Genomic DNA, 19,464 nt, shown 5'->3' on the forward strand with positions numbered 1-19,464 from the left:
TGACCACGGGCCCGAACGCGCACGTCTGCGTGTTCGGGCCCGTGGTGGTACCGGCCCGTGAGCCTGCGCTCACAGCGAACAGTTCTCAAAGCGGGATGGCGTTGTCCGACCTGCGCGTTAGGGTCCGTAGATACGAGGGCAGGGGAGTTGCTGAACGCGCCGGGGCAACGACACGGCGCAGATCCCCAGGCCCCGGCAGACGACGCTGAGACGGTCTCGTACCGTCCGACAACGAGCAGGTGGACACGTGACGATCCCGATGCCTTCCGCCGCCGCTGAGCCGACCTTCGGTGGCCTCGGCGACCAGGTCTACAACCGGCTGCTCGGCGAGCGGATCATCTTCCTCGGCCAGCCGGTCGACGACGACATCGCCAACAAGATCACCGCGCAGCTGCTTCTCCTGGCCGCGGACCCGGACAAGGACATCTTCCTCTACATCAACTCCCCGGGCGGCTCGATCTCGGCCGGCCTGGCGATCTACGACACCATGCAGTACATCAAGAACGATGTGGTGACGATCGCCATGGGCCTGGCCGCTTCGATGGGGCAGTTCCTGCTGAGCGCCGGCACCCCGGGCAAGCGTTTCGCGCTGCCCAACGCCGAGATCCTCATCCACCAGCCCTCCGCCGGCCTGGCGGGTTCCGCGTCGGACATCAAGATCCACGCCGAGCGGCTGCTGCACACCAAGAAGCGGATGGCGGAGCTGACCGCCTTCCACACCGGTCAGACCGTCGAGCGGATCACCCACGACTCCGACCGCGACCGCTGGTTCTCGGCGGACGAGGCCAAGGAGTACGGCCTCATCGACGACGTCATGACCTCCGCCGCAGGCGTTCCGGGCGGGGGCGGCACCGGGGCCTGAGCCCCGTACCACTCGCCCCAGCCACCCCAGCCCCTTGATCGCCACCAGGACGGTGAACACCCAGATGAACAACTTCCCCGGCAGCGGCCTGAACCAGGGCGCGGAGTCCGAGTTTTCCGGTCCTCGCGCCGAGTCCCGCTACATCGTTCCGCGCTTCGTCGAGCGCACCTCGCAGGGCGTGCGCGAGTACGACCCGTACGCGAAGCTCTTCGAGGAGCGGGTGATCTTCCTCGGCGTGCAGATCGACGACGCGTCGGCCAACGACGTCATGGCGCAGCTGCTGTGCCTGGAGTCGATGGACCCGGACCGCGACATCTCGATCTACATCAACTCGCCCGGTGGCTCCTTCACGGCGCTCACCGCGATCTACGACACGATGCAGTTCGTGAAGCCCGACATCCAGACGGTCTGCATGGGCCAGGCGGCCTCCGCCGCCGCCGTGCTGCTGGCGGCCGGCACCCCCGGCAAGCGGATGGCGCTGCCGAACGCCCGCGTGCTGATCCACCAGCCGTACAGCGAGACCGGCCGCGGCCAGGTCTCCGACCTGGAGATCGCCGCCAACGAGATCCTCCGGATGCGCTCGCAGCTGGAAGACCTGCTGGCCAAGCACTCCTCCACGCCGATCGAGAAGATCCGCGACGATATCGAACGTGACAAGATCCTGACCGCCGAGGAGTCCCTGGCGTACGGTCTGGTCGACCAGATCGTGTCGACGCGCAAGTCGTCGGTTTCGATCGGCTAGCGGTCCTCGCGAAGCGAGCCGGATCTCCGCCCCCTTGGACCGAGTGAACTTCAGTCGGTCCAAGGGGGGCCCGTACGGGGGGCCCGGCAAGGTACCGTCGATAGGCAAGCACCCGGGTCCGTAGGAGCAATGCGGATCCCAGGCGAAGGGGAAGCACCTCGTGGCACGCATCGGTGACGGCGGCGACCTGCTCAAGTGCTCGTTCTGCGGAAAGAGTCAGAAGCAGGTGAAGAAGCTCATCGCGGGACCTGGTGTGTACATCTGCGACGAGTGCATCGACCTCTGCAACGAAATCATCGAGGAGGAGCTGGCCGAGACCTCCGAGGTGCGCTGGGAGGAACTCCCCAAGCCGCGGGAGATCTACGAGTTCCTCAACGGCTACGTCGTCGGCCAGGACCCCGCCAAGAAGGCGCTTTCGGTCGCCGTCTACAACCACTACAAGCGGGTGCAGGCGGGCGAGAACGGCGGTGGCCGCGGCGACGAGGGCATCGAGCTGGCCAAGTCCAACATCCTGCTGCTCGGCCCCACGGGCTCCGGCAAGACGCTGCTCGCGCAAACCCTCGCCAGGATGCTGAACGTCCCGTTCGCCTTCGCCGACGCGACGGCGCTGACGGAGGCCGGCTACGTCGGTGAGGACGTCGAGAACATCCTGCTCAAGCTGATCCAGGCCGCGGACTTCGACGTGAAGAAGGCCGAGACGGGGATCATCTACATCGACGAGATCGACAAGGTCGCCCGCAAGAGCGAGAACCCGTCGATCACCCGCGACGTCTCGGGCGAGGGCGTCCAGCAGGCCCTGCTGAAGATCCTGGAGGGCACCACCGCATCCGTACCGCCGCAGGGCGGCCGGAAGCACCCGCACCAGGAGTTCATCCAGATCGACACGACGAACGTGCTGTTCATCGTGGGCGGCGCGTTCGCCGGACTCGACAAGATCATCGAGGCCAGGTCCGGTGCCAAGGGCATCGGTTTCGGCGCCACGATCCGCTCCAAGCGCGAGATCGAGTCCAAGGACCAGCTCCAGGACGTCATGCCGGAAGACCTGGTGAAGTTCGGGATGATCCCCGAGTTCATCGGCCGGCTGCCCGTCCTCACCTCGGTCCACAACCTCGACCGCGAGACCCTGCTGCAGATCCTGGTCGAGCCGCGGAACGCGCTCGTCAAGCAGTACAAGCGGCTCTTCGAACTCGACGGCGTGGAGCTGGACTTCGACCGTCCGGCCCTGGAGGCCATCGCCGATCAGGCGATCCTGCGCGGCACCGGCGCCCGTGGCCTGCGCGCCATCATGGAGGAAGTCCTCCAGTCCGTGATGTACGAGGTCCCGTCCCGCAAGGATGTGGCCCGGGTCGTCATCACCGAGGACGTCGTCCACTCCAACGTCAACCCGACCCTCGTGCCGCGCAGCCGCGGCGAGTCGGGCGAGCCGCACGAGAAGAGCGCGTAGCGCCGCAGCGCACACAGACGAAGAACCGCCCGGCAGCCGATGCGCTGCCGGGCGGTTCGCGTCTGCACACGCTGTCCGCTACTTCTCCTTGCGGACCTCGGTGCGGACCGCGGCCGCCTTCTCGGACAGCGCCTCGGCGCCGAGCGCCTGCGGGCCGCTACCCGACGGGTCGGGCGTGGCCTGGGACTGCACGATGCCGACGGCGCTGCTGTCGCCCCAGATGCACACGGAGACCGTGGAGGACGCGGTGACGCCGCTGACCGACGCGCTGGCCTTCCGCGTCCGGCACTTCATCACGGCACCGTCGAAGTCGTCGGGCGAGTACTTCGTGAGCGGCGTGACCGTCTCGATCTTGGCGCCCCGGCTGCTCGCGGCCTTCTTCTGGTTCTCGTCGATCTTGGCGAACGTGGCGTCCACCGCGGACTCCGGGTCGGACACGTCGCCGTAGACGCCGACGACCGCCAGGCCCAGCTTGCTGGCGTTGAGGTAGGAGCCCTGCACCACCTTGCCGTTGGCGATCCCCATGGCCTTCATTTCCTTCTCGTCGGAGAAGTCCTTGGCGCCGGAGGATTCGGAGCCGGGCGCCTTGCTGTACTCGCCGTTGAGCAGCTTGTCCTGGAGCACGATCGTGTAAGGGGGGACGCTGCCGCCGCCCGAGCCGAACGCGAAGTAGGCGCCCACACCGATCGCCGCGACGACGGCCACCGCGCCGATGATGAGGCCGGCCTTCTTGCCGCTGCCGCCGGACTCCGGCGGGCCCTGCGGGATCGCGCCGTACGGAGTCTGCTGGCCGTACGGGGCCTGCGGCTGCTGGCCGTAGGGTGCGCCCTGCTGGGGGTAGCCGTAGCCCTGCTGCGGAGCGCCTTGCTGCGGGTAGCCGTAACCCTGCTGCGGGGGCACCTGGCCGCCTTGCTGCGGGTAGCCGTAACCCGGCTGCGGGGCCTGCGGCTGCTGCGGCTGGCCGTACGGGCCGGGCTGCTGCGGCTGCTGGCCGTACGGGCCGGGCGGCGGCTGGTTGTAGCTCATGAAGCGGTTCCCCTCGTGACAACTGGCGGCAGTTGATGTTTATACGCTCCGCACATCCTGTACGACGCCACCGACAGCCGCTGCTCCGGGGGCGAAACCGGTTCGAGACTGCGACATCCGCGCCCGTACACTGTGCGTCGTGACCGAGAACACTCAGCAGAGCAACCACAGCGCCCCCGAACTGCCGACTCAGTACACGCCGGCCGACGTAGAGGGGCCGCTGTACGAGCGCTGGGTAGAGCGGGGCTACTTCACCGCCGACGCGAAGAGCGAGAAGCCCCCGTACGCGATCGTCATCCCGCCGCCGAACGTCACCGGCGCCCTCCACCTGGGCCATGCGTTCCAGGTGACCTTGATGGACGCCCTGACGCGCCGCAAGCGCATGCAGGGCTTCGAGACGCTGTGGCTGCCCGGCATGGACCACGCGGGCATCGCGACCCAGAACAAGGTCGAGCAGCAGCTCGCCGAGGAGGGCAAGTCCCGCTACGACCTCGGGCGCGAGGCGTTCACCGAGCGTGTGTGGCAGTGGAAGGACGAGTACGGCGGCCGGATCCTCGGCCAGCTGCGCCGCCTCGGCGCCGGTCTCGACTGGTCCCGCGAGCGGTTCACCATGGACGAGGGCCTGTCCCGCGCGGTCCAGACGATCTTCAAGAACCTCTACGACGACGAGCTGATCTACCGCGCCGAGCGCATCATCAACTGGTGCCCGCGCTGCCTGACCGCCATCTCGGACATCGAGGTGGACTACCAGGACGACGACGGTGAGCTGGTCTCGCTGAAGTACGGCGAGGGCGACGAGACGGTCGTCGTCGCCACCACCCGTGTCGAGACCATGCTCGGCGACACCGCCGTCGCGGTCCACCCGGAGGACGAGCGGTACGCGCACCTCATCGGCAAGCGCATCAAGCTGCCGCTGACGAACCGTACGATCCCGGTCGTCGCCGACGCACACGTCGACCCGGAGTTCGGGACCGGCGCCGTGAAGGTCACCCCCGCCCACGACCCGAACGACTTCGCGATCGGCCAGCGGCACGGCCTGGACACGCTGACGGTGATGGACGAGCGGGGCGTCATCACCGCCTCCGGCCCCTTCCAGGGCCTGGACCGCTTCGAGGCGCGCTCGGCGATCGTCGCCGCCCTGCGGGAAGCGGGCCGCGTCGTCGCGGAGAAGCGCCCCTACGTCCACTCCGTGGGCCACTGCTCGCGCTGCAAGACGACCGTCGAGCCGCGCCTGTCGCTCCAGTGGTGGGTCAAGGTCGACACCCTGGCCAAGGCCGCCGGTGACGCGGTCCGCGACGAGCGGGTCGCGCTGCACCCGAAGGACATGGAGAAGCGGTACTTCGACTGGGTCGACAACCTCAACGACTGGTGCATCTCACGGCAGTTGTGGTGGGGCCACCGCATCCCCGTCTGGTACGGCCCGGGCGGCGAGGTCGTCTGCGTCGGCCCTGACGAGGAGCCGCCGTCGGGCGAGGGCTGGACGCAGGACGAGGACGTCCTCGACACCTGGTTCTCCTCCGGCCTCTGGCCGTTCTCCACCCTCGGCTGGCCCGAACGCACCCCGGATCTCGCGAAGTTCTATCCGACGGACGTCCTGGTCACCGGGCACGACATCATCTTCTTCTGGGTCGTCCGGATGATGATGTTCGGCCTGTACTCCATGGACGAGATCCCCTTCAAGACCGTGGCCCTCACCGGCCTGGTGCGGGACGAGTTCGGCAAGAAGATGTCGAAGTCGAACCCGAACGCCGTGGACCCGCTGGACTGGATGGACGCCTACGGCTCCGACGCCGTCCGCTTCACCCTGGCCCGCGGCGCCAACCCCGGCGCGGACGTCCCGATCGGCGAGGACTGGGTCCAGGCGTCCCGGAACTTCGCCAACAAGATCTGGAACGCCACCCGGTTCGCGATGATGAACGGCGCGACCACCGAGGGCCCGCTGCCCGAGCCGTCCGAGCTGTCGGCGACGGACCGCTGGATCCTCTCCCGGCTCAACGCCACCGTCGCCGAAGTCAACGCGCTCTACGACGACTTCCAGTTCGCCAAGCTCTCCGACACGCTCTACCACTTCGCCTGGGACGAGGTCTTCGACTGGTACGTCGAGCTGTCGAAGACCACGTTCTTCGCAGGCGGTCCGGCCGCCGAGGTCTCCCGGCGGGTGCTGGGCGAGGTCCTGGATGTCACGCTGCGGCTGCTGCACCCGGTCGTGCCGTTCGTCACCGAGACCCTGTGGACGACGCTGACCGGCCGCGAGTCGGTCGTCGTCGCCGACTGGCCGGCCGACTCCGGCTTCCGGGACGCGGCGGCCGAGCAGGAGATCGTCCTGGTCCAGCAGGTCGTCACCGAGGTCCGCAGGTTCCGCTCCGACCAGGGCCTCCAGCCCGGCCAGAAGGTTCCGGCCCGGCTCGACCTGTCCGGTACGGCGCTCGCCGCGCACGAAGCCGCGGTGCGGTCACTGCTGCGCCTCCAGCCGGCCGGCGAGGACTTCAGCGCCACCGCGTCGCTGCCGGTCGCCGGGGCCACGGTCGCCCTGGACCTCTCCGGCGCGATCGACGTCGAGGCGGAGCGGAAGCGGCTGACGAAGGATTTGTCGGCGGCGGAGAAGGAGAAGGCGCAGGCCCTCGGAAAGCTCGGCAACGAAGCGTTCCTCGCCAAGGCGCCCGAGAAGGTCGTGGACAAGATCCGCGGCCGCCTGGAGACCGCGGAGGCGGACATCGTCCGGATCAGCGCCCAGCTGGCGGCCCTGCCCACGGCGTAGCCCGCCCCGGGCCCGCCCCGGCGGCGCCCTCGTGCAGCACCGCAGGCCCCTCGTCCGTACGGGCGGGGGGCCTGCGCCGTCCCCGCCGCCCCCGCTCGCGGACCGGCCACAGCAGGACGTACAGGGTCGAGAGGGCCACGAAGCCCAGCCGGATCAGCCCGCGCGCCGCGTCGTCGTGGACGAGGAAGACGCTGCCGTAGAGGGTGAGCAGCGCCAGCCAGCTCCACCATGGCACCAGCCACCGCTGGCCGATGACGTCCCAGAGCAGGGTGCCCAGCAGTACGGACGCGGTGTAGTACGTGTAGACGCTCGGGTCCAGGACGATCCGGGCGTTCGCACCGAGCAGGACCACGGCGGCCCAGCGGCCGCGCCAGACCGCGAGGACGCCCAGGACCAGCCCCAGGGCGGCCTGCGCGGGACGGTCCCAGCCGGGGGTCTCCGGGTCGCCCACACCCAGCCAACGCAGCGCGGACGCCGGGTGGTTGGGGATGGTGAAGGTCGCGGCGGCGAAGGACTGCGAGTCGCCGACGAAGAACGGCAGCCAGGCGACGGCGACCAGGCCCGCGCACCACAGCCCGGCCCGCAGCCACTGCTGCCGTGGCAGCGCCAGCAGCAGCGGCACGAAGGCGAGCGCGGTGGGCTTGGAATCCATCGCCAGGGCCAGGCAGACGCCGGTCATCGCCGCGTTGCCGCGGGTCAGGGACCGTACCGCGAGGGCGGTGAAGAACAGGGCGAGGACGTCGTCGAGATGGCCGAAACGCACGGCCACTTCGATCCACATCGGGATGAACGCGAGCCCGGCGATCAGCACCCGCTGCCGCAGCCGCTGGTGATTGATGCCGGCGCCGAGGAAGTGCCAGGCGGCGCTGCGGCCGGCCAGCACCGTGATGACCAGCCCGAGCAGCGACATCAGCGCCGCCGCCAGGAACTGCCCGGTGGCCTCGGGGAACGGGTTGAAGAGGCCGGCCGCCAGGAAGCTGACCGGGCCCATCTGCAGCTCCGGATGGTGCGCGTAGAGATTGAGCCCGCCGGTGCCGTCGCCGGCCGCGCCCTGGTAGATCAGCTCGCCGCCGGCCCGCAGATAGTGCCAGGAAAAGCCGCCGTGCGGCTCCACCACCGCGAACCACACCACCGTCCAACCAGTGAGCAGCACCAAATGCATCCGCTGACCAATTGCCGGCACCGTCCTCAGCTCCCGCTTTCCGTTCGATCACACCGAAAGGAGGGTTACAGAGCCCGCCGACGAAGAGGAGGGAAAGCGGCCAAAAGTTGCCTCACGGGCTGAACGGGCATTCTCATCGCGCTCTCATGAATCCGAGGAACCCTGGGGCCGCGCGCCGGAGTTTCCGGGGAAAGCGCACGAACCGAGCGAGGAGCCGCGCCCGATCATGAACAAACCACTGCGCCGGGTCTCGGTCTTCTGCCTCACCCTGATACTCGCGCTGATGGCCTGGGTCACCTGGATCCAAGGGGCCAAGGCGAACGAATACAGGGCCGACCCGAAGAACGCCCGGGTCACCATCGGGAAGTACGCGGCGCCGCTGGGCAACATCCTCGTCGACGGGCGCCCGGTCACCGGCTCCGCCGCCACCCCGTCCGACCTCAAGTACAAGCGCACCTACACGGACGGCAAGCTCTACGCGCCGGTCACCGGCTTCGCCTCGCAGATCTTCGGCAGCAACCGGCTGGAGAGCCTCTACGGCGACCTGCTCGACGGCTCCGACAGTCGGCTCCAGAGCCCCTTGGACGCGCTGTCGCACGAGCGGGCCAAGGGCGGCGACGTCGCGACCACCATCGACTCCTCCGTCCAGAAGGCGGGTTACGAAGCGCTCGGCGACAAGACGGGCGCCGCTGTCGCCCTCGACCCGGCCACAGGACACGTCCTCGGGATGGTCAGCACGCCCTCGTACGACCCCGGCAAGTTCGCCGGGTCCGGCAGCTCGGACCGCAAGGCGTGGCAGGCGATGAGCGAGGACGAGCGGCAGCCGGACGTGAACCGCGCGCTGCGGCAGCCGCTGCCGCCGGGCTCCACCTTCAAGCTGGTGGTGGCCGCCGCCGCGCTGGAGGACGGCCTGTACTCCTCGGTGGACGAGCCGACCAAGAGCCCCAACCCGTACACACTGCCGCACACCACCACCAAGCTCACCAACGAGAGCGCGTCGGCACCCTGCGAGAACGCGGACATCCGCACCGCCCTCCAGTACTCCTGCAACACCGTCTTCGGGAAGATGGCCGTCGACCTGGGCAAGGACAAGGTCAGGGCGCAGGCCGAGAAGTTCGGCTTCAACGACGCCAAGGTCGACACCCCGGTGCGGGCCGACAAGAGCGTCTACCCCAAGGACATGGACGAGGCGCAGACCGCGCTCTCCGGCATCGGGCAGTTCAACGACCAGGCCACCCCGATGCAGATGGCGATGATCACCGCGGCGATCTCCAACGGCGGCGAGCTGAAGACCCCGCAGATGGTGGACCAGATCACCGACGGCGGCGGCAACACCCTGGAGAAGACGGCTCCCAAGACCTACGGCAAGGCGATGTCGTCCCGCACCGCCGAGCAGCTGCAGTCGGCGATGCGCACGGTCGTCGACAAGGGCACCGGCAGCAACGCGAAGATCGACGGGCTGACCGTCGGCGGCAAGACCGGCACCGCCCAGCACGGCGTCGACAACAGCGGTACGCCCTACGCGTGGTTCGTGTCGTACGCGCAGGACGCCAAGGGGAACCAGGTGGCGGTGGCCGTGATGGTCGAGGACGGCCACGCCGCCCGCAACGAGGTCTCCGGCAACGGCCTCGCCGCACCGATCGCCCGCGCGATGATGAAGGCGGCGCTGACGTAGACCCGGCGGCCGCGGGGCGGGCCCGGCGCCCGTGGGCGCGGGCCCGCGGGTGACCTGCCCCGGACGGTGCCCGGGTGCCGGTGTGGGCGCGACCGTTGTCAGGGGTGCCTCGTAGACTGGACGGCGTGAGCGAGCGCCCCCAGAACGACGACCCCGACCCGACCGACGCCTTCGACGACATGGTCGAGGCCGAGACCCAGCGCGACCCCGACCTCGCGGTGATCGAGGCCGGCAGCCGGACCCTGCGCGCGCAGGCAGGCCCCCCGCAGGGAGACGGCGTCCCGGCCCGTCCCGCCGACCCCGAGGTCGACCGCGCGCTGCGCGCGGTCGAGGACGAACTGGCCGGCCGCTGGGGTGAGACCAAGCTCGACCCGTCGGTGCAGCGCATCGAGGCGCTGCTCGACATCCTCGGCTCCCCGCAGCGCGCCTACCCGGCCATCCACATCACCGGCACGAACGGCAAGACCAGCACGGCCCGGATGATCGAGGCCCTGCTCGGCGCCTTCGACCTGCGCACCGGCCGGTACACCAGCCCGCACATCCAGTCCGTCACCGAGCGGATCAGCCTGGACGGCAGCCCGATCTCCGCCGAGCGCTTCATCGAGACGTACCGCGACATCGCGCCGTACATCGAGATGGTCGACGCACAGCAGGAGTTCCGCCTGTCGTTCTTCGAGGTGCTGACGGCGATGGCGTACGCCGCGTTCGCCGATGCGCCGGTGGACATCGCCGTCGTCGAGGTCGGCATGGGCGGCACCTGGGACGCGACGAACGTCATCGACGCCGATGTCGCCGTGGTCACCCCGATCGCGCTGGACCACACCGACCGGCTGGGCGAGACGCCCGAGCAGATCGCCGTCGAGAAGTCCGGGATCATCAAGAAGGACGCGACGGTCGTGCTGGCCCAGCAGCCGGTCGACGCCGCGTCGGTGATGCTCAAGCGCGCGGTCGAGGTGGACGCCACGGTCGCCCGTGAGGGCATGGAGTTCGGGGTGCTCAGCCGCGAGGTCGCGGTCGGCGGCCAGATGCTGACCCTGCGGGGGCTCGGCGGCGAGTACCCGGAGATCTTCCTTCCGCTGTACGGCGCCCATCAGGCGCACAACGCCGCGGTGGCGCTCGCCGCGGTCGAGGCGTTCTTCGGCATCGGCTCCGAGCACGCCCGCAGCCTCGACATCGACACCATCCGCTCGGCCTTCGCCGCGGTCTCGTCGCCCGGCCGGATGGAGGTCGTACGGCGCAGCCCGACCATCGTGCTGGACGCCGCGCACAACCCCGCGGGCGCGCGGGCGGCAGCGGAGGGGGTCACCGAGGCGTTCGGCTTCAGCCGTCTGGTGGGTGTCGTCGGCGCCAGTGACGACAAGGACGTCCGGGGCCTGCTGGAGGCGTTCGAGCCGATCTTCGCCGAGATCGTGGTGACGCGTAATTCCAGCCAGCGTGCCATGGATGCCGATGAGCTGGCGGCCGTCGCCGTCGAGGTGTTCGGCAGCGAGCGGGTCCAGGTCGAGCCGCGGCTCGACGACGCCCTGGAGGCGGCGATCACCCTCGCCGAGGAAGAGGGCGAGTACTCCGGAGCGGGTGTGCTGGTCACCGGCTCCGTGATCACGGTCGGCGAGGCCCGGCTGCTTCTGGGGAGGAACTGACCATGCGCACCCTGTGTGCGAGCACCCTGATCGGCGAGTTCTTCGTGATCGGCTTCGCGGGCCTGGTCGCGATGCAGATGAGTGACCTGCCGACGGCCACGATCTGGATCGTCAGCGGCACGGCCATGCTGCTGAGCGTGCTGCTCTGCGGCATGCTGACCCGCCCCGGCGGCATCCAGCTCGGCTGGGCGCTCCAGGCCGCCCTGATCGCCAGCGGCTTCGTCGTCCCGACGATGTTCTTCCTGGGCGCGGTGTTCGCCGCCCTGTGGTGGGCATCGGTCCATTTCGGCCGCAAGATCGACGAGGCGAAGGCCCGCTGGGCGGCGATGGCGGAGGCGGAGGCGGCGTAGCGCTCTGGGGGTGTCGCCCGTACGAGGTCCGGGCGCCGCCCCTGCCGCGACTCCCTGTAGCCTCGGCTCACCGCAGTCGATTGTTTGCAAGGAGCCGAATCCATGAGCCAGCGCACCCTCGTCCTTCTCAAGCCCGACGCTGTCAGGCGCGGTCTTGTCGGCGAGATCATCGGCCGGATCGAGAAGAAGGCCGGCTGGACCCTCGGTGCCCTGGAGCTGCGCACCCTGGACCGCGAGGTGCTGGAGCAGCACTACGCCGAGCACGTGGGCAAGCCGTTCTACGAGCCGCTGATGACGTTCATGTCCTCCGGCCCGGTCGTCTCGCTCGTCGTCGAGGGGGAGCGGGTGATCGAGGGTGTGCGCGCGCTGGCCGGTCCCACCGACCCGATTACCGCACCGAGCGGGTCCATTCGTGGGGACTTCGGCACGATCACCCGGGAGAATCTGATCCATGCCTCGGATTCCGAAGAGTCCGCCGAACGGGAGATCAAGATTTTCTTTCCCGGACTTTCTTGATACATCATCACCTGTATCCCCCTTGTGACCAGGGGCGACCGTTAAAGCATCGGTCGCCCCTCGGCATATGCGGGACGTTCGGGGGAACGCATCACCGCGACACGACGTCACCATTGATGGGGCCGGGTGCGTGTACCGCTGACAATGGCGGAAGTACCGCCCACCGTGTTCGAGTGGGCAGCACAACGAACTACGATGGAAGCTTCCGCGCCGCACAGCGCATCACCTCCTGCCGACCTCCAGTAAGCATTCGCTCCAGTTGGGAAGGCCAGACGTATCCTCATGGGGAACAACATGTCGTTCATCGGCCGTGACATGGCTGTCGACCTCGGGACCGCCAACACGCTGGTGTACGTCAGGGGTCGCGGGATCGTCCTCAACGAGCCCTCGGTCGTGGCCATCAACACCAATACCGGCGGCATCCTCGCCGTGGGCGCCGAGGCGAAGAAGATGATCGGGCGCACGCCCGGCAACATCGTCGCCGTACGCCCCCTGAAGGACGGCGTCATCGCCGACTTCGAAATCACCGAGCGGATGCTCCGCTACTTCATCCTGAAGATCCACAAGCGGCGCTATCTGGCCCGCCCGCGGGTCGTCGTCTGCGTCCCCTCCGGCATCACCGGCGTCGAACGCCGCGCCGTCATCGAGGCGTCGACGCAGGCCGGCGCGCGGCAGGTGCACATCATCGAGGAGCCGATGGCCGCCGCGATCGGGTCCGGGCTGCCGGTCCACGAGGCCACCGGCAACATGGTCGTCGACATCGGCGGCGGTACGACCGAGGTCGCCGTCATCTCGCTCGGCGGCATCGTCACGGCCCAGTCGATCCGCGTCGCGGGCGATGAACTCGACAACGCGATCATCCAGCACATCAAGAAGGAGTACAGCCTTCTGCTGGGCGAGCGCACCGCCGAGAGCATCAAGATCACCATCGGTTCGGCGCACGACCTCGAACAGGACGAGCACACCGAGATCCGCGGCCGCGACCTGGTTTCCGGCCTGCCGAAGACCGTCGTGATCTCCGCGGCCGAGGTCCGCAAGGCCATCGAGGAGCCGGTCAACTCCATTGTCGACGCGGTCAAGACGACCCTCGACAAGTGCCCGCCGGAGCTGTCCGGCGACGTCATGGACCGCGGCATCGTGCTCACCGGAGGCGGCGCCCTGCTCCGCGGCCTCGACGAGCGGCTGCGCCGCGAGACCGGCATGCCCATCCACATCGCCGAGGACCCGCTCGACTCCGTCGCGCTCGGCTCCGGCAAGTGCGTCGAGGAGTTCGAGGCGCTCCAGCAGGTCCTCGACTCCCAGCCGCGCAGGTAGCGGCGCCTCCCGCGCCGCGGACGTCCTGCAACGTCCGCGGCGGGCAGGCACCCTACAGGTGTCCGCCGCTTCGCGCGGCGGATCGCTGATATACAGGCACAACACCTCGAAAAAACCGGTGAGCTGACTCTTCACCACCAGTCACCGCACACACAGGCACAACGCTCAACTCCCGAACGAGACCGGCGCGGGCCCGCAGCCGGCCGGTCCTACGAGGAAGGACACGGCCGCCGCACGTGAGGGACACACGAGAGAGCCGGCTGCTACTTGTGCTGCTGGTCGCGATCGCGTTCGCGTTGATCACGGTGGACATCCGCGGCGGCGAACAGTCCCCGCTCGACGGTGCCCGCCAGACCGCAGCTTCCGCCTTCGGCCCCGTCGAGAGCGGTGTCGCCAGCGCCGTCAACCCGGTGGGCAACGCCATAGGGGCCGTACGCGACTCCGGCGCGCGGCACAGCCGGATCAGCGCGCTGGAGCAGGAGAACGCCGCCCTGAGGGCGAAGCTCGGCTCCTCCGACCACAACCGCAACCGCGCCGCCGAGCTGGACAAGATGCTCAGGACCGCCGGCGCCGGCCAGTACGGCATCAAGGGCGCCCAGGTCATCGCGATCGGCGCCACCCAGGGCTTCTCCTGGACGGTCACCATCGACGCCGGCAGCCGCGACGGCATCGCCCGCGACATGACCGTGATCAACGGCGACGGGCTGGTCGGGCGGGTCACCACCGTCGGCACCTCGACCGCCACCATCCTGCTGGCCAACGACCCGGACTTCACCGTCGGCACCCGCATGGAGAAGACCAACGAGATCGGTTTCGCCAACGGCCAGGGCGGCCGCGCGCTGCGCGTCCAGCTCCTCAACGGCAAGGCGTCCGTGAAGAAGGGCGACCGGCTGGTCACCTTCGGCTCCAGCCAGGACAAGCCGTTCGTGCCCGGCGTACCGGTCGGCCAGGTCGTCAAGGTCGAGCCGTCCAACGGAGACCTGACCCGCACCGTCCAGGTCCGCCCCTACGTCACCTTCTCCCAGCTCGACGTCGTCGGCGTGGTCGTCCAGCCGCCCCGTGAGGATCCGCGCGACACCGTCCTGCCGCCCAAGCCGGAAAAGCCCAAGCCGACGCCGACGGTCACCGTCACCGCCACGCCCTCCGCGAGCGTCCCTCCCAGGAGCTGACCGATGCGCATCAACCGGATCCTGCTCGCCACCCCGCTGGTGGTCGTCGCCCTGGTCATCCAGGTCAGTATTCTCGCCAGGCTCCAACTGCCCGGCGCCGTCCCGGATCTGCTCCTCCTGGTGGTCGTCGGCCTGGCCCTGGTCTACGGCCACGTCGGCGGCGCCCTGGTCGGTTTCGCCGCCGGGCTCCTCGCCGACCTGGCGCCCCCGTCCGACCACGCCATCGGCCGCTACGCCCTGGTGCTCTGCATCGTCGGCTACGCCGTCGGCCTGACCCGCCCCGAGCACGGCCGGCACCGCTCGGCGACCGTCCCGCTGCTGGCGGTCCTCGGTGCCGCGATCGGCTCGACGCTGCTCTACGCGGGTGTCGGCGCCCTCGTCGGCGACACCGCGGCCCGGCACGTCGGCGTCGGCGGCCTGGTGCTCAGCGCCACCGTCTACGACCTGCTGCTCGCGCCGTTCACCGTCCCCGTGGTGATGGCCCTGGCCCGCCGTCTGGAAGGCGATCCGCTGACCGGTGACGGGTCGGGTGCGTCGGGCACCTCGGTCGCCGGGCGGGAGGCCGCGTACGGATGGCTGACCACCGGGACCGGCTTCAAGGCGAGCCGCAACAGCATGAAGGCGGGGCGGGCACCGAAGCAGGCCCGGATGGGCGGCCGCGGCGGCGTGCTCGGCAGATCCGCCCGGAACAAGGCCGCGCGCATCAAGGGGGTCAAGCGGCTGTGAGCGACCGACTGCCGCACGGCCGAGGCAAGCAGCGGAGGGGCCATGAGCAACATTCCTGAGACCGGCCGGACCTCCCGCGTCACGGTCCGCCTCGTCGCGATCCAGATCCTGGTCTTCTCCCTGCTGCTCACCCTGGGCGGCCGGCTCTGGTACCTCCAGATCCGCAACGGCGAGGAGTACGCGAACAAGGCGAAGCGCAACCACGTCCAGCAGGTCGTCGACCCCGCCACCCGCGGCGCCATCCTCGACGCCCGCGGTGTGCCGCTCGCCGACAACCAGACCCGCCTGGTCGTCTCGGCCAGCCGCACCGAACTGCTGAAGATGAAGGACGACGGGAAGGCCGTCCTGGGTCGCCTCTCGAAGGTCCTGGGCATGTCCGAGCAGGAGATCCGCAACAAGGTCAGGCTCTGCGACGCCAAGACCCCGCAGCCCTGCTGGAACGGCTCCCCGTACCAGCCCATCCCGATCACGGACGAGGCCACCACCCAGCAGGCACTCCAGATCCGCGAGCGGACCGAGGACTTCCCCGGCATCAGCGCCGAACCCACCGCCGTCCGCCGCTACGCCGCCCCCGGCAACGCCAGGTCCGCCCAGGTGCTCGGCTACCTCTCGCCGGTCACCGACGAGGAGATCAAGAAGGCCGAGCACAGCAACTCACCGCTGCTGCGCTCCGACCAGATCGGCCGCTCGGGCCTGGAGCGGACATACGACAGCGCGCTGCGCGGCAAGGCAGGCGTCACCCGCTACGAGGTCGACAACCTCGGCCGGGTCATCGGCAAGGCCGAGAACGATCCGGCCGTACCGGGCTCCAACGTCGTCACCAGCATCGACGCCCGGGTGCAGGCCATAACGGAGAAGGAACTCGACCAGGCGATGAAGGACTCCCGCAAGGAGTTCGACAAGATCACCGGCCGTAACTACAAGGCCGACTCCGGGGCCGCGGTCGTCATGGAGGCGAAGACCGGCAGGGTGGTGGCGATGGCCTCCAGCCCGGCCTACGACCCCAACGCCTGGGTCGGCGGGATCAGCGGCAAGGACTACGCCCACCTGACCGGCAAGAATTCCAACTACCCGCTGCTCAACCGCGCGACGCAGGGGCAGTCCGCACCCGGCTCCATCTTCAAGGTCATCTCGACCTCGGCGGCCGTCAACGCCGGTTACCCGTTCAACGGCCACTATCCCTGCACCAGTTCCATGAACATCGGCGGCCAGACCTTCAAGAACTTCGAGTCCGAGAACTTCGGCCCGATCAGCCTCGGCCGGGCGCTGGAGGTCTCCTGCGACACCGTCTTCTACGGCCTCGCCTACCAGCAGTGGCAGAAGGACGGCGGCAACAAGCCCAAGAACAACGCCGCCGACTGGTTCTACAAGACCGCCCACCAGTTCGGCCTCGGCAAGAAGACCGGCATCGACCTCCCCGACGAGGTCAGCGGCCGGGTGCCGGACCGCAAATGGAAGAAGAACTACTGGAAGGCCAACAAGGACGGCTGGTGCGCGCAGGGCAAGCACGGCAACGACTACGTCTCCAAGATCGCCAAGGAGAACTGCGAGTCCGGCATGAAGATGCGCGCCGGTGACTCCGTCAACTACTCCATCGGCCAGGGCGACACCCTCGTCACCCCGATCCAGATGGCGACCATCTACGGAGCCATCGCCAACGGCGGCACCCTCCACGACCCGACCCTCGGCAAGGCCGTCATCAGCCCCGACGGCAAGAGCGTCCAGGAGATCAAGCCCAGGGCGCACGGCAAGCTCCCCGACACCCCCAAGACGCTCCGGCAGATCGACTCGGCGCTCGCTGGTGTGGCCACCCGGGGCACCGCGGCCTGGCGCTTCCAGGGCTGGCCGCAGAACAAGATCCCGATGCACGCCAAGACCGGTACCGCGGAGGTCTACGGCAAGCAGACGACCTCCTGGTTCGCGACGTACACCAAGGACTACACCGTCGTCATGACCATCTCCCAGGGTGGTACCGGCTCCGGCGCATCGGGCCCGGCCGTACGCAAGATCTACAACGCGCTCTACGGCGTCAACGACAAGGGCGAGATCGATAAGAAGGCCGCCCTGCTGCCCGTCCCGCAGGCCGGGCTCCCCAAGATCGAGCGGGACGGCACGATCGAGGCCCAGCCCATCAAGCCGGTGGACGAGACGCCGCCGCCGGCCGCGGCGGGGAGGCGAGAGCAGTGACGACCAGCCCCACCTCCCGGATGTTCAACATCCGGCGCTACACCCCCGAACTCGGCACCTGGGGAAAGATCACCGCGCGCGACTCGGTGGTCCGCAAGCTGGACTGGATACTGCTGCTGTCGTGCGTGGTGCTGTCCCTGATCGGCGCACTCCTGGTTTTCTCCGCGACCCGCAACCGCACCGAGCTGAACCACGGTGACCCGTACTACTTCCTCCTGCGCCACCTGCTGAACACCGGCATCGGCATCGCCCTCGCGGCCTGCACCATCTGGCTCGGCCACCGCACGCTGCGCGGCGCGATCCCGGTCCTCTACGGCCTGTCGATCGTGCTGGCGCTGCTCGTCCTGACCCCGCTCGGCTCCACCATCAACGGCTCGCGCTCCTGGCTGGCGATCCCCGGCGGCTTCTCGCTCCAGCCCGCCGAATTCGTCAAGATCACCATCGCGCTGGGGATGGCGATGATCCTGGCCGCCAGGGTCGACGCGGGTGACCGCCCGCACCCCGACCACCGCACCGTCGTCCAGGCACTCGGCCTCGCGGCCGTCCCCGTCGGCGTCATCCTGCTGATGCCCGACCTCGGCTCGGTCATGGTGCTGGGGGCCATCATCCTCGGCGTGCTGCTCGCCTCGGGCGCCTCCAACCGCTGGATCCTCGGCCTTCTCGGCACCGGCGTCGTCGGCTGCCTCGCCATCTGGCAGTTCCAGCTGCTCGACGAGTACCAGATCGCCCGCTTCGCCGCCTTCGCCAACCCGAGCCTCGACCCGGCGGGCGTCGGCTACAACACCAACCAGGCCAGGATCGCCATCGGCGGCGGCGGACTCACCGGCTCCGGCCTCTTCCACGGCAGCCAGACCACCGGCCAGTTCGTTCCCGAGCAGCAGACCGACTTCATCTTCACGGTCGCGGGCGAGGAGCTGGGCTTTCTCGGTGCGGGCCTGATCATCGTCCTGCTCGGCGTCGTGCTGTGGCGGGCCTGCCGGATCGCCCGGGAGACGGGCGAGCTGTACGGCACGATCGTCGCCGCCGGCATCATCGCGTGGTTCTCCTTCCAGGCTTTCGAGAACATCGGGATGACCCTCGGGATCATGCCGGTCACCGGCCTCCCGCTGCCGTTCGTGTCCTACGGCGGTACGTCCATGTTCGCGGTGTGGATCGCCATAGGGCTGTTGCAGTCGATCCGCGTGCAACGGCCGGTGTCGGCCTCGCGCTGACACCGCTTCCGCTCGGGCTCGGGCCCGGATCCGCTTGCCGGGTCCGGGCCCGTCTCAATGGGTGTGCAGCTCGAACCACAGCCGTGTGGTCGGCGAGGCGTCCCGCGATGAGGTGGTGCCCCAGGCGTCGGCGAGGCGGCCGAGCAGCAGCGGGCCGAGGTCGGTGGGGCGGTCGTCGGCGGCGGACAGCCACACCGGCGAGACGGCAGCAGCCGGCCGCGGAACGGTTCTGCCGGGCTCGCCGTGCACACTGATCCGTACGCCGTGGGCGCAGGTCAGGACGCGCAGCAGCAGGCCGTCGGAGCCGGGGACGAGCAGCGAGCGGGTGACCGCCTCCGATGTGAGCAGCACCGCGGTGTCCAGGAGCGGTGCGAGGCCGGTGCGGCGCAGCGTGGCGCGGACGAAATCGCGGGCGAGTTTCGCCGTGGCGGGAGCGCTCGGTGCGAGCAGCAGATGCGGGCGGGCGCCGGCCGAGACGCGGACGGGTGTCCGGCCGGTGGCTGCGGTGCGTGGGTGCACGGGTGTCTCCCTCCCAGGAGGGGTCGAGTGAGCGCCGAAATGCCACCCTGCGTGGGTGACCGGTGACACACGGTAATTCACCGTGTGCGGTGCGTGCCATTCGTTCTCCTGGACGCGTCATCCCTCGGGGGTGGCCACCCCTGGCGAGTGGCCCGGACGGTCC

General features: G+C 69.3%; 16 protein-coding genes. 13 read left to right on the top strand and 3 right to left on the bottom strand.

Going from position 1 to position 19,464, the window contains the following annotated elements; translation table 11 throughout:
• Nucleotides 1-259: 259 nt before the first annotated feature.
• From LIU39_RS04645 to clpX, 3 genes are all read left to right on the top strand, one after another.
• Entirely contained in the window at nt 260-862 is a 603-nt protein-coding gene (locus LIU39_RS04645) for an ATP-dependent Clp protease proteolytic subunit (RefSeq protein WP_227045204.1), read from the top strand.
• 64 nt (nt 863-926) lie between these two features.
• A complete protein-coding gene (locus LIU39_RS04650) occupies nt 927-1,604 on the top strand; it encodes an ATP-dependent Clp protease proteolytic subunit (RefSeq protein ID WP_227045206.1) in 678 nt (225 codons plus the stop codon).
• A gap of 160 nt (nt 1,605-1,764) precedes the next feature.
• On the top strand, nt 1,765-3,048 hold the full coding sequence (clpX, locus tag LIU39_RS04655; RefSeq protein WP_227044897.1) for an ATP-dependent Clp protease ATP-binding subunit ClpX: 1,284 nt from the start codon (nt 1,765-1,767) through the stop codon (nt 3,046-3,048).
• A gap of 78 nt (nt 3,049-3,126) precedes the next feature.
• Here the strand turns inward: clpX and LIU39_RS04660 are convergent, their stop codons facing one another.
• On the bottom strand, nt 3,127-4,074 hold the full coding sequence (locus LIU39_RS04660; RefSeq protein ID WP_227044899.1) for a hypothetical protein: 948 nt from the start codon (nt 4,072-4,074) through the stop codon (nt 3,127-3,129).
• Between the two features lie 139 nt (nt 4,075-4,213).
• On the opposite strand from LIU39_RS04660, the gene LIU39_RS04665 reads away from it, so the two are divergent.
• A complete protein-coding gene (locus LIU39_RS04665; RefSeq protein ID WP_227044901.1) occupies nt 4,214-6,832 on the top strand; it encodes a valine--tRNA ligase in 2,619 nt (872 codons plus the stop codon).
• On the opposite strand, the gene LIU39_RS04670 is transcribed toward LIU39_RS04665, so the two are convergent.
• Nucleotides 6,798-7,994: a hypothetical protein gene (locus tag LIU39_RS04670; protein ID WP_227045208.1), complete on the bottom strand. Its 1,197-nt coding sequence runs from the start codon at nt 7,992-7,994 to the stop codon at nt 6,798-6,800. The genes LIU39_RS04665 and LIU39_RS04670 overlap by 35 nt on opposite strands.
• A gap of 226 nt (nt 7,995-8,220) precedes the next feature.
• Here LIU39_RS04670 and LIU39_RS04675 point away from each other — a divergent pair, with 226 nt between their 5' ends.
• From LIU39_RS04675 to rodA, 9 genes are all read left to right on the top strand, one after another.
• Complete coding sequence (locus LIU39_RS04675; protein WP_227044903.1) at nt 8,221-9,669, top strand: peptidoglycan D,D-transpeptidase FtsI family protein; 1,449 nt, start codon at nt 8,221-8,223, stop codon at nt 9,667-9,669.
• Nucleotides 9,670-9,794: 125 nt separating this feature from the next.
• Nucleotides 9,795-11,309, top strand: a complete 1,515-nt coding sequence (gene folC / locus LIU39_RS04680) for a bifunctional tetrahydrofolate synthase/dihydrofolate synthase (RefSeq protein ID WP_227044904.1) — start codon at nt 9,795-9,797, stop codon at nt 11,307-11,309.
• Nucleotides 11,310-11,311: 2 nt separating this feature from the next.
• On the top strand, nt 11,312-11,659 hold the full coding sequence (locus LIU39_RS04685; RefSeq protein ID WP_227044906.1) for a DUF4233 domain-containing protein: 348 nt from the start codon (nt 11,312-11,314) through the stop codon (nt 11,657-11,659).
• Nucleotides 11,660-11,761: 102 nt separating this feature from the next.
• Nucleotides 11,762-12,175 (top strand): nucleoside-diphosphate kinase, encoded by a 414-nt coding sequence (gene ndk, locus LIU39_RS04690; protein WP_227044907.1) that lies wholly within the window; start codon nt 11,762-11,764, stop codon nt 12,173-12,175.
• A gap of 294 nt (nt 12,176-12,469) precedes the next feature.
• On the top strand, nt 12,470-13,489 hold the full coding sequence (locus LIU39_RS04695) for a rod shape-determining protein (RefSeq protein WP_227045210.1): 1,020 nt from the start codon (nt 12,470-12,472) through the stop codon (nt 13,487-13,489).
• A gap of 236 nt (nt 13,490-13,725) precedes the next feature.
• The gene (mreC, locus tag LIU39_RS04700) at nt 13,726-14,658 is read left to right on the top strand and encodes a rod shape-determining protein MreC (RefSeq protein ID WP_227044909.1); all 933 of its coding nucleotides are present in this window, start codon (nt 13,726-13,728) and stop codon (nt 14,656-14,658) included.
• Between the two features lie 3 nt (nt 14,659-14,661).
• Nucleotides 14,662-15,384 carry a rod shape-determining protein MreD gene (gene mreD, locus LIU39_RS04705; protein WP_227044911.1) on the top strand — a complete coding sequence of 241 codons (723 nt, stop codon included), beginning with the start codon at nt 14,662-14,664 and terminating at the stop codon, nt 15,382-15,384.
• 42 nt (nt 15,385-15,426) lie between these two features.
• Nucleotides 15,427-17,571, top strand: coding sequence for a penicillin-binding protein 2 (mrdA, locus tag LIU39_RS04710; RefSeq protein WP_227044912.1), 2,145 nt, complete (start codon nt 15,427-15,429; stop codon nt 17,569-17,571).
• Between the two features lie 20 nt (nt 17,572-17,591).
• Nucleotides 17,592-18,782: a rod shape-determining protein RodA gene (gene rodA / locus LIU39_RS04715; protein ID WP_227045211.1), complete on the top strand. Its 1,191-nt coding sequence runs from the start codon at nt 17,592-17,594 to the stop codon at nt 18,780-18,782.
• Nucleotides 18,783-18,836: 54 nt separating this feature from the next.
• Here rodA and LIU39_RS04720 read toward each other — a convergent pair whose 3' ends face one another.
• Nucleotides 18,837-19,301, bottom strand: a complete 465-nt coding sequence (locus tag LIU39_RS04720; RefSeq protein ID WP_227044914.1) for an ATP-binding protein — start codon at nt 19,299-19,301, stop codon at nt 18,837-18,839.
• Nucleotides 19,302-19,464: the final 163 nt, after the last annotated feature.

It is taken from the genome of Streptomyces pinistramenti, from assembly GCF_020564935.1.
Taxonomy (GTDB): domain Bacteria; phylum Actinomycetota; class Actinomycetes; order Streptomycetales; family Streptomycetaceae; genus Streptomyces; species Streptomyces pinistramenti.

Coding starts and splice junctions, on each gene's coding strand:
- LIU39_RS04645 (WP_227045204.1), top strand. CDS start 260: ATGCCTTCCGCCGCCGCTGAGCCGACCTTCGGTGGCCTCGGCGACCAG.
- LIU39_RS04650 (WP_227045206.1), top strand. CDS start 927: ATGAACAACTTCCCCGGCAGCGGCCTGAACCAGGGCGCGGAGTCCGAG.
- LIU39_RS04660 (WP_227044899.1), bottom strand. CDS start 4,074: ATGAGCTACAACCAGCCGCCGCCCGGCCCGTACGGCCAGCAGCCGCAG.
- LIU39_RS04670 (WP_227045208.1), bottom strand. CDS start 7,994: ATGCATTTGGTGCTGCTCACTGGTTGGACGGTGGTGTGGTTCGCGGTG.
- LIU39_RS04675 (WP_227044903.1), top strand. CDS start 8,221: ATGAACAAACCACTGCGCCGGGTCTCGGTCTTCTGCCTCACCCTGATA.
- LIU39_RS04685 (WP_227044906.1), top strand. CDS start 11,312: ATGCGCACCCTGTGTGCGAGCACCCTGATCGGCGAGTTCTTCGTGATC.
- ndk (WP_227044907.1), top strand. CDS start 11,762: ATGAGCCAGCGCACCCTCGTCCTTCTCAAGCCCGACGCTGTCAGGCGC.
- LIU39_RS04695 (WP_227045210.1), top strand. CDS start 12,470: ATGTCGTTCATCGGCCGTGACATGGCTGTCGACCTCGGGACCGCCAAC.
- mreD (WP_227044911.1), top strand. CDS start 14,662: ATGCGCATCAACCGGATCCTGCTCGCCACCCCGCTGGTGGTCGTCGCC.
- mrdA (WP_227044912.1), top strand. CDS start 15,427: ATGAGCAACATTCCTGAGACCGGCCGGACCTCCCGCGTCACGGTCCGC.
- rodA (WP_227045211.1), top strand. CDS start 17,592: ATGTTCAACATCCGGCGCTACACCCCCGAACTCGGCACCTGGGGAAAG.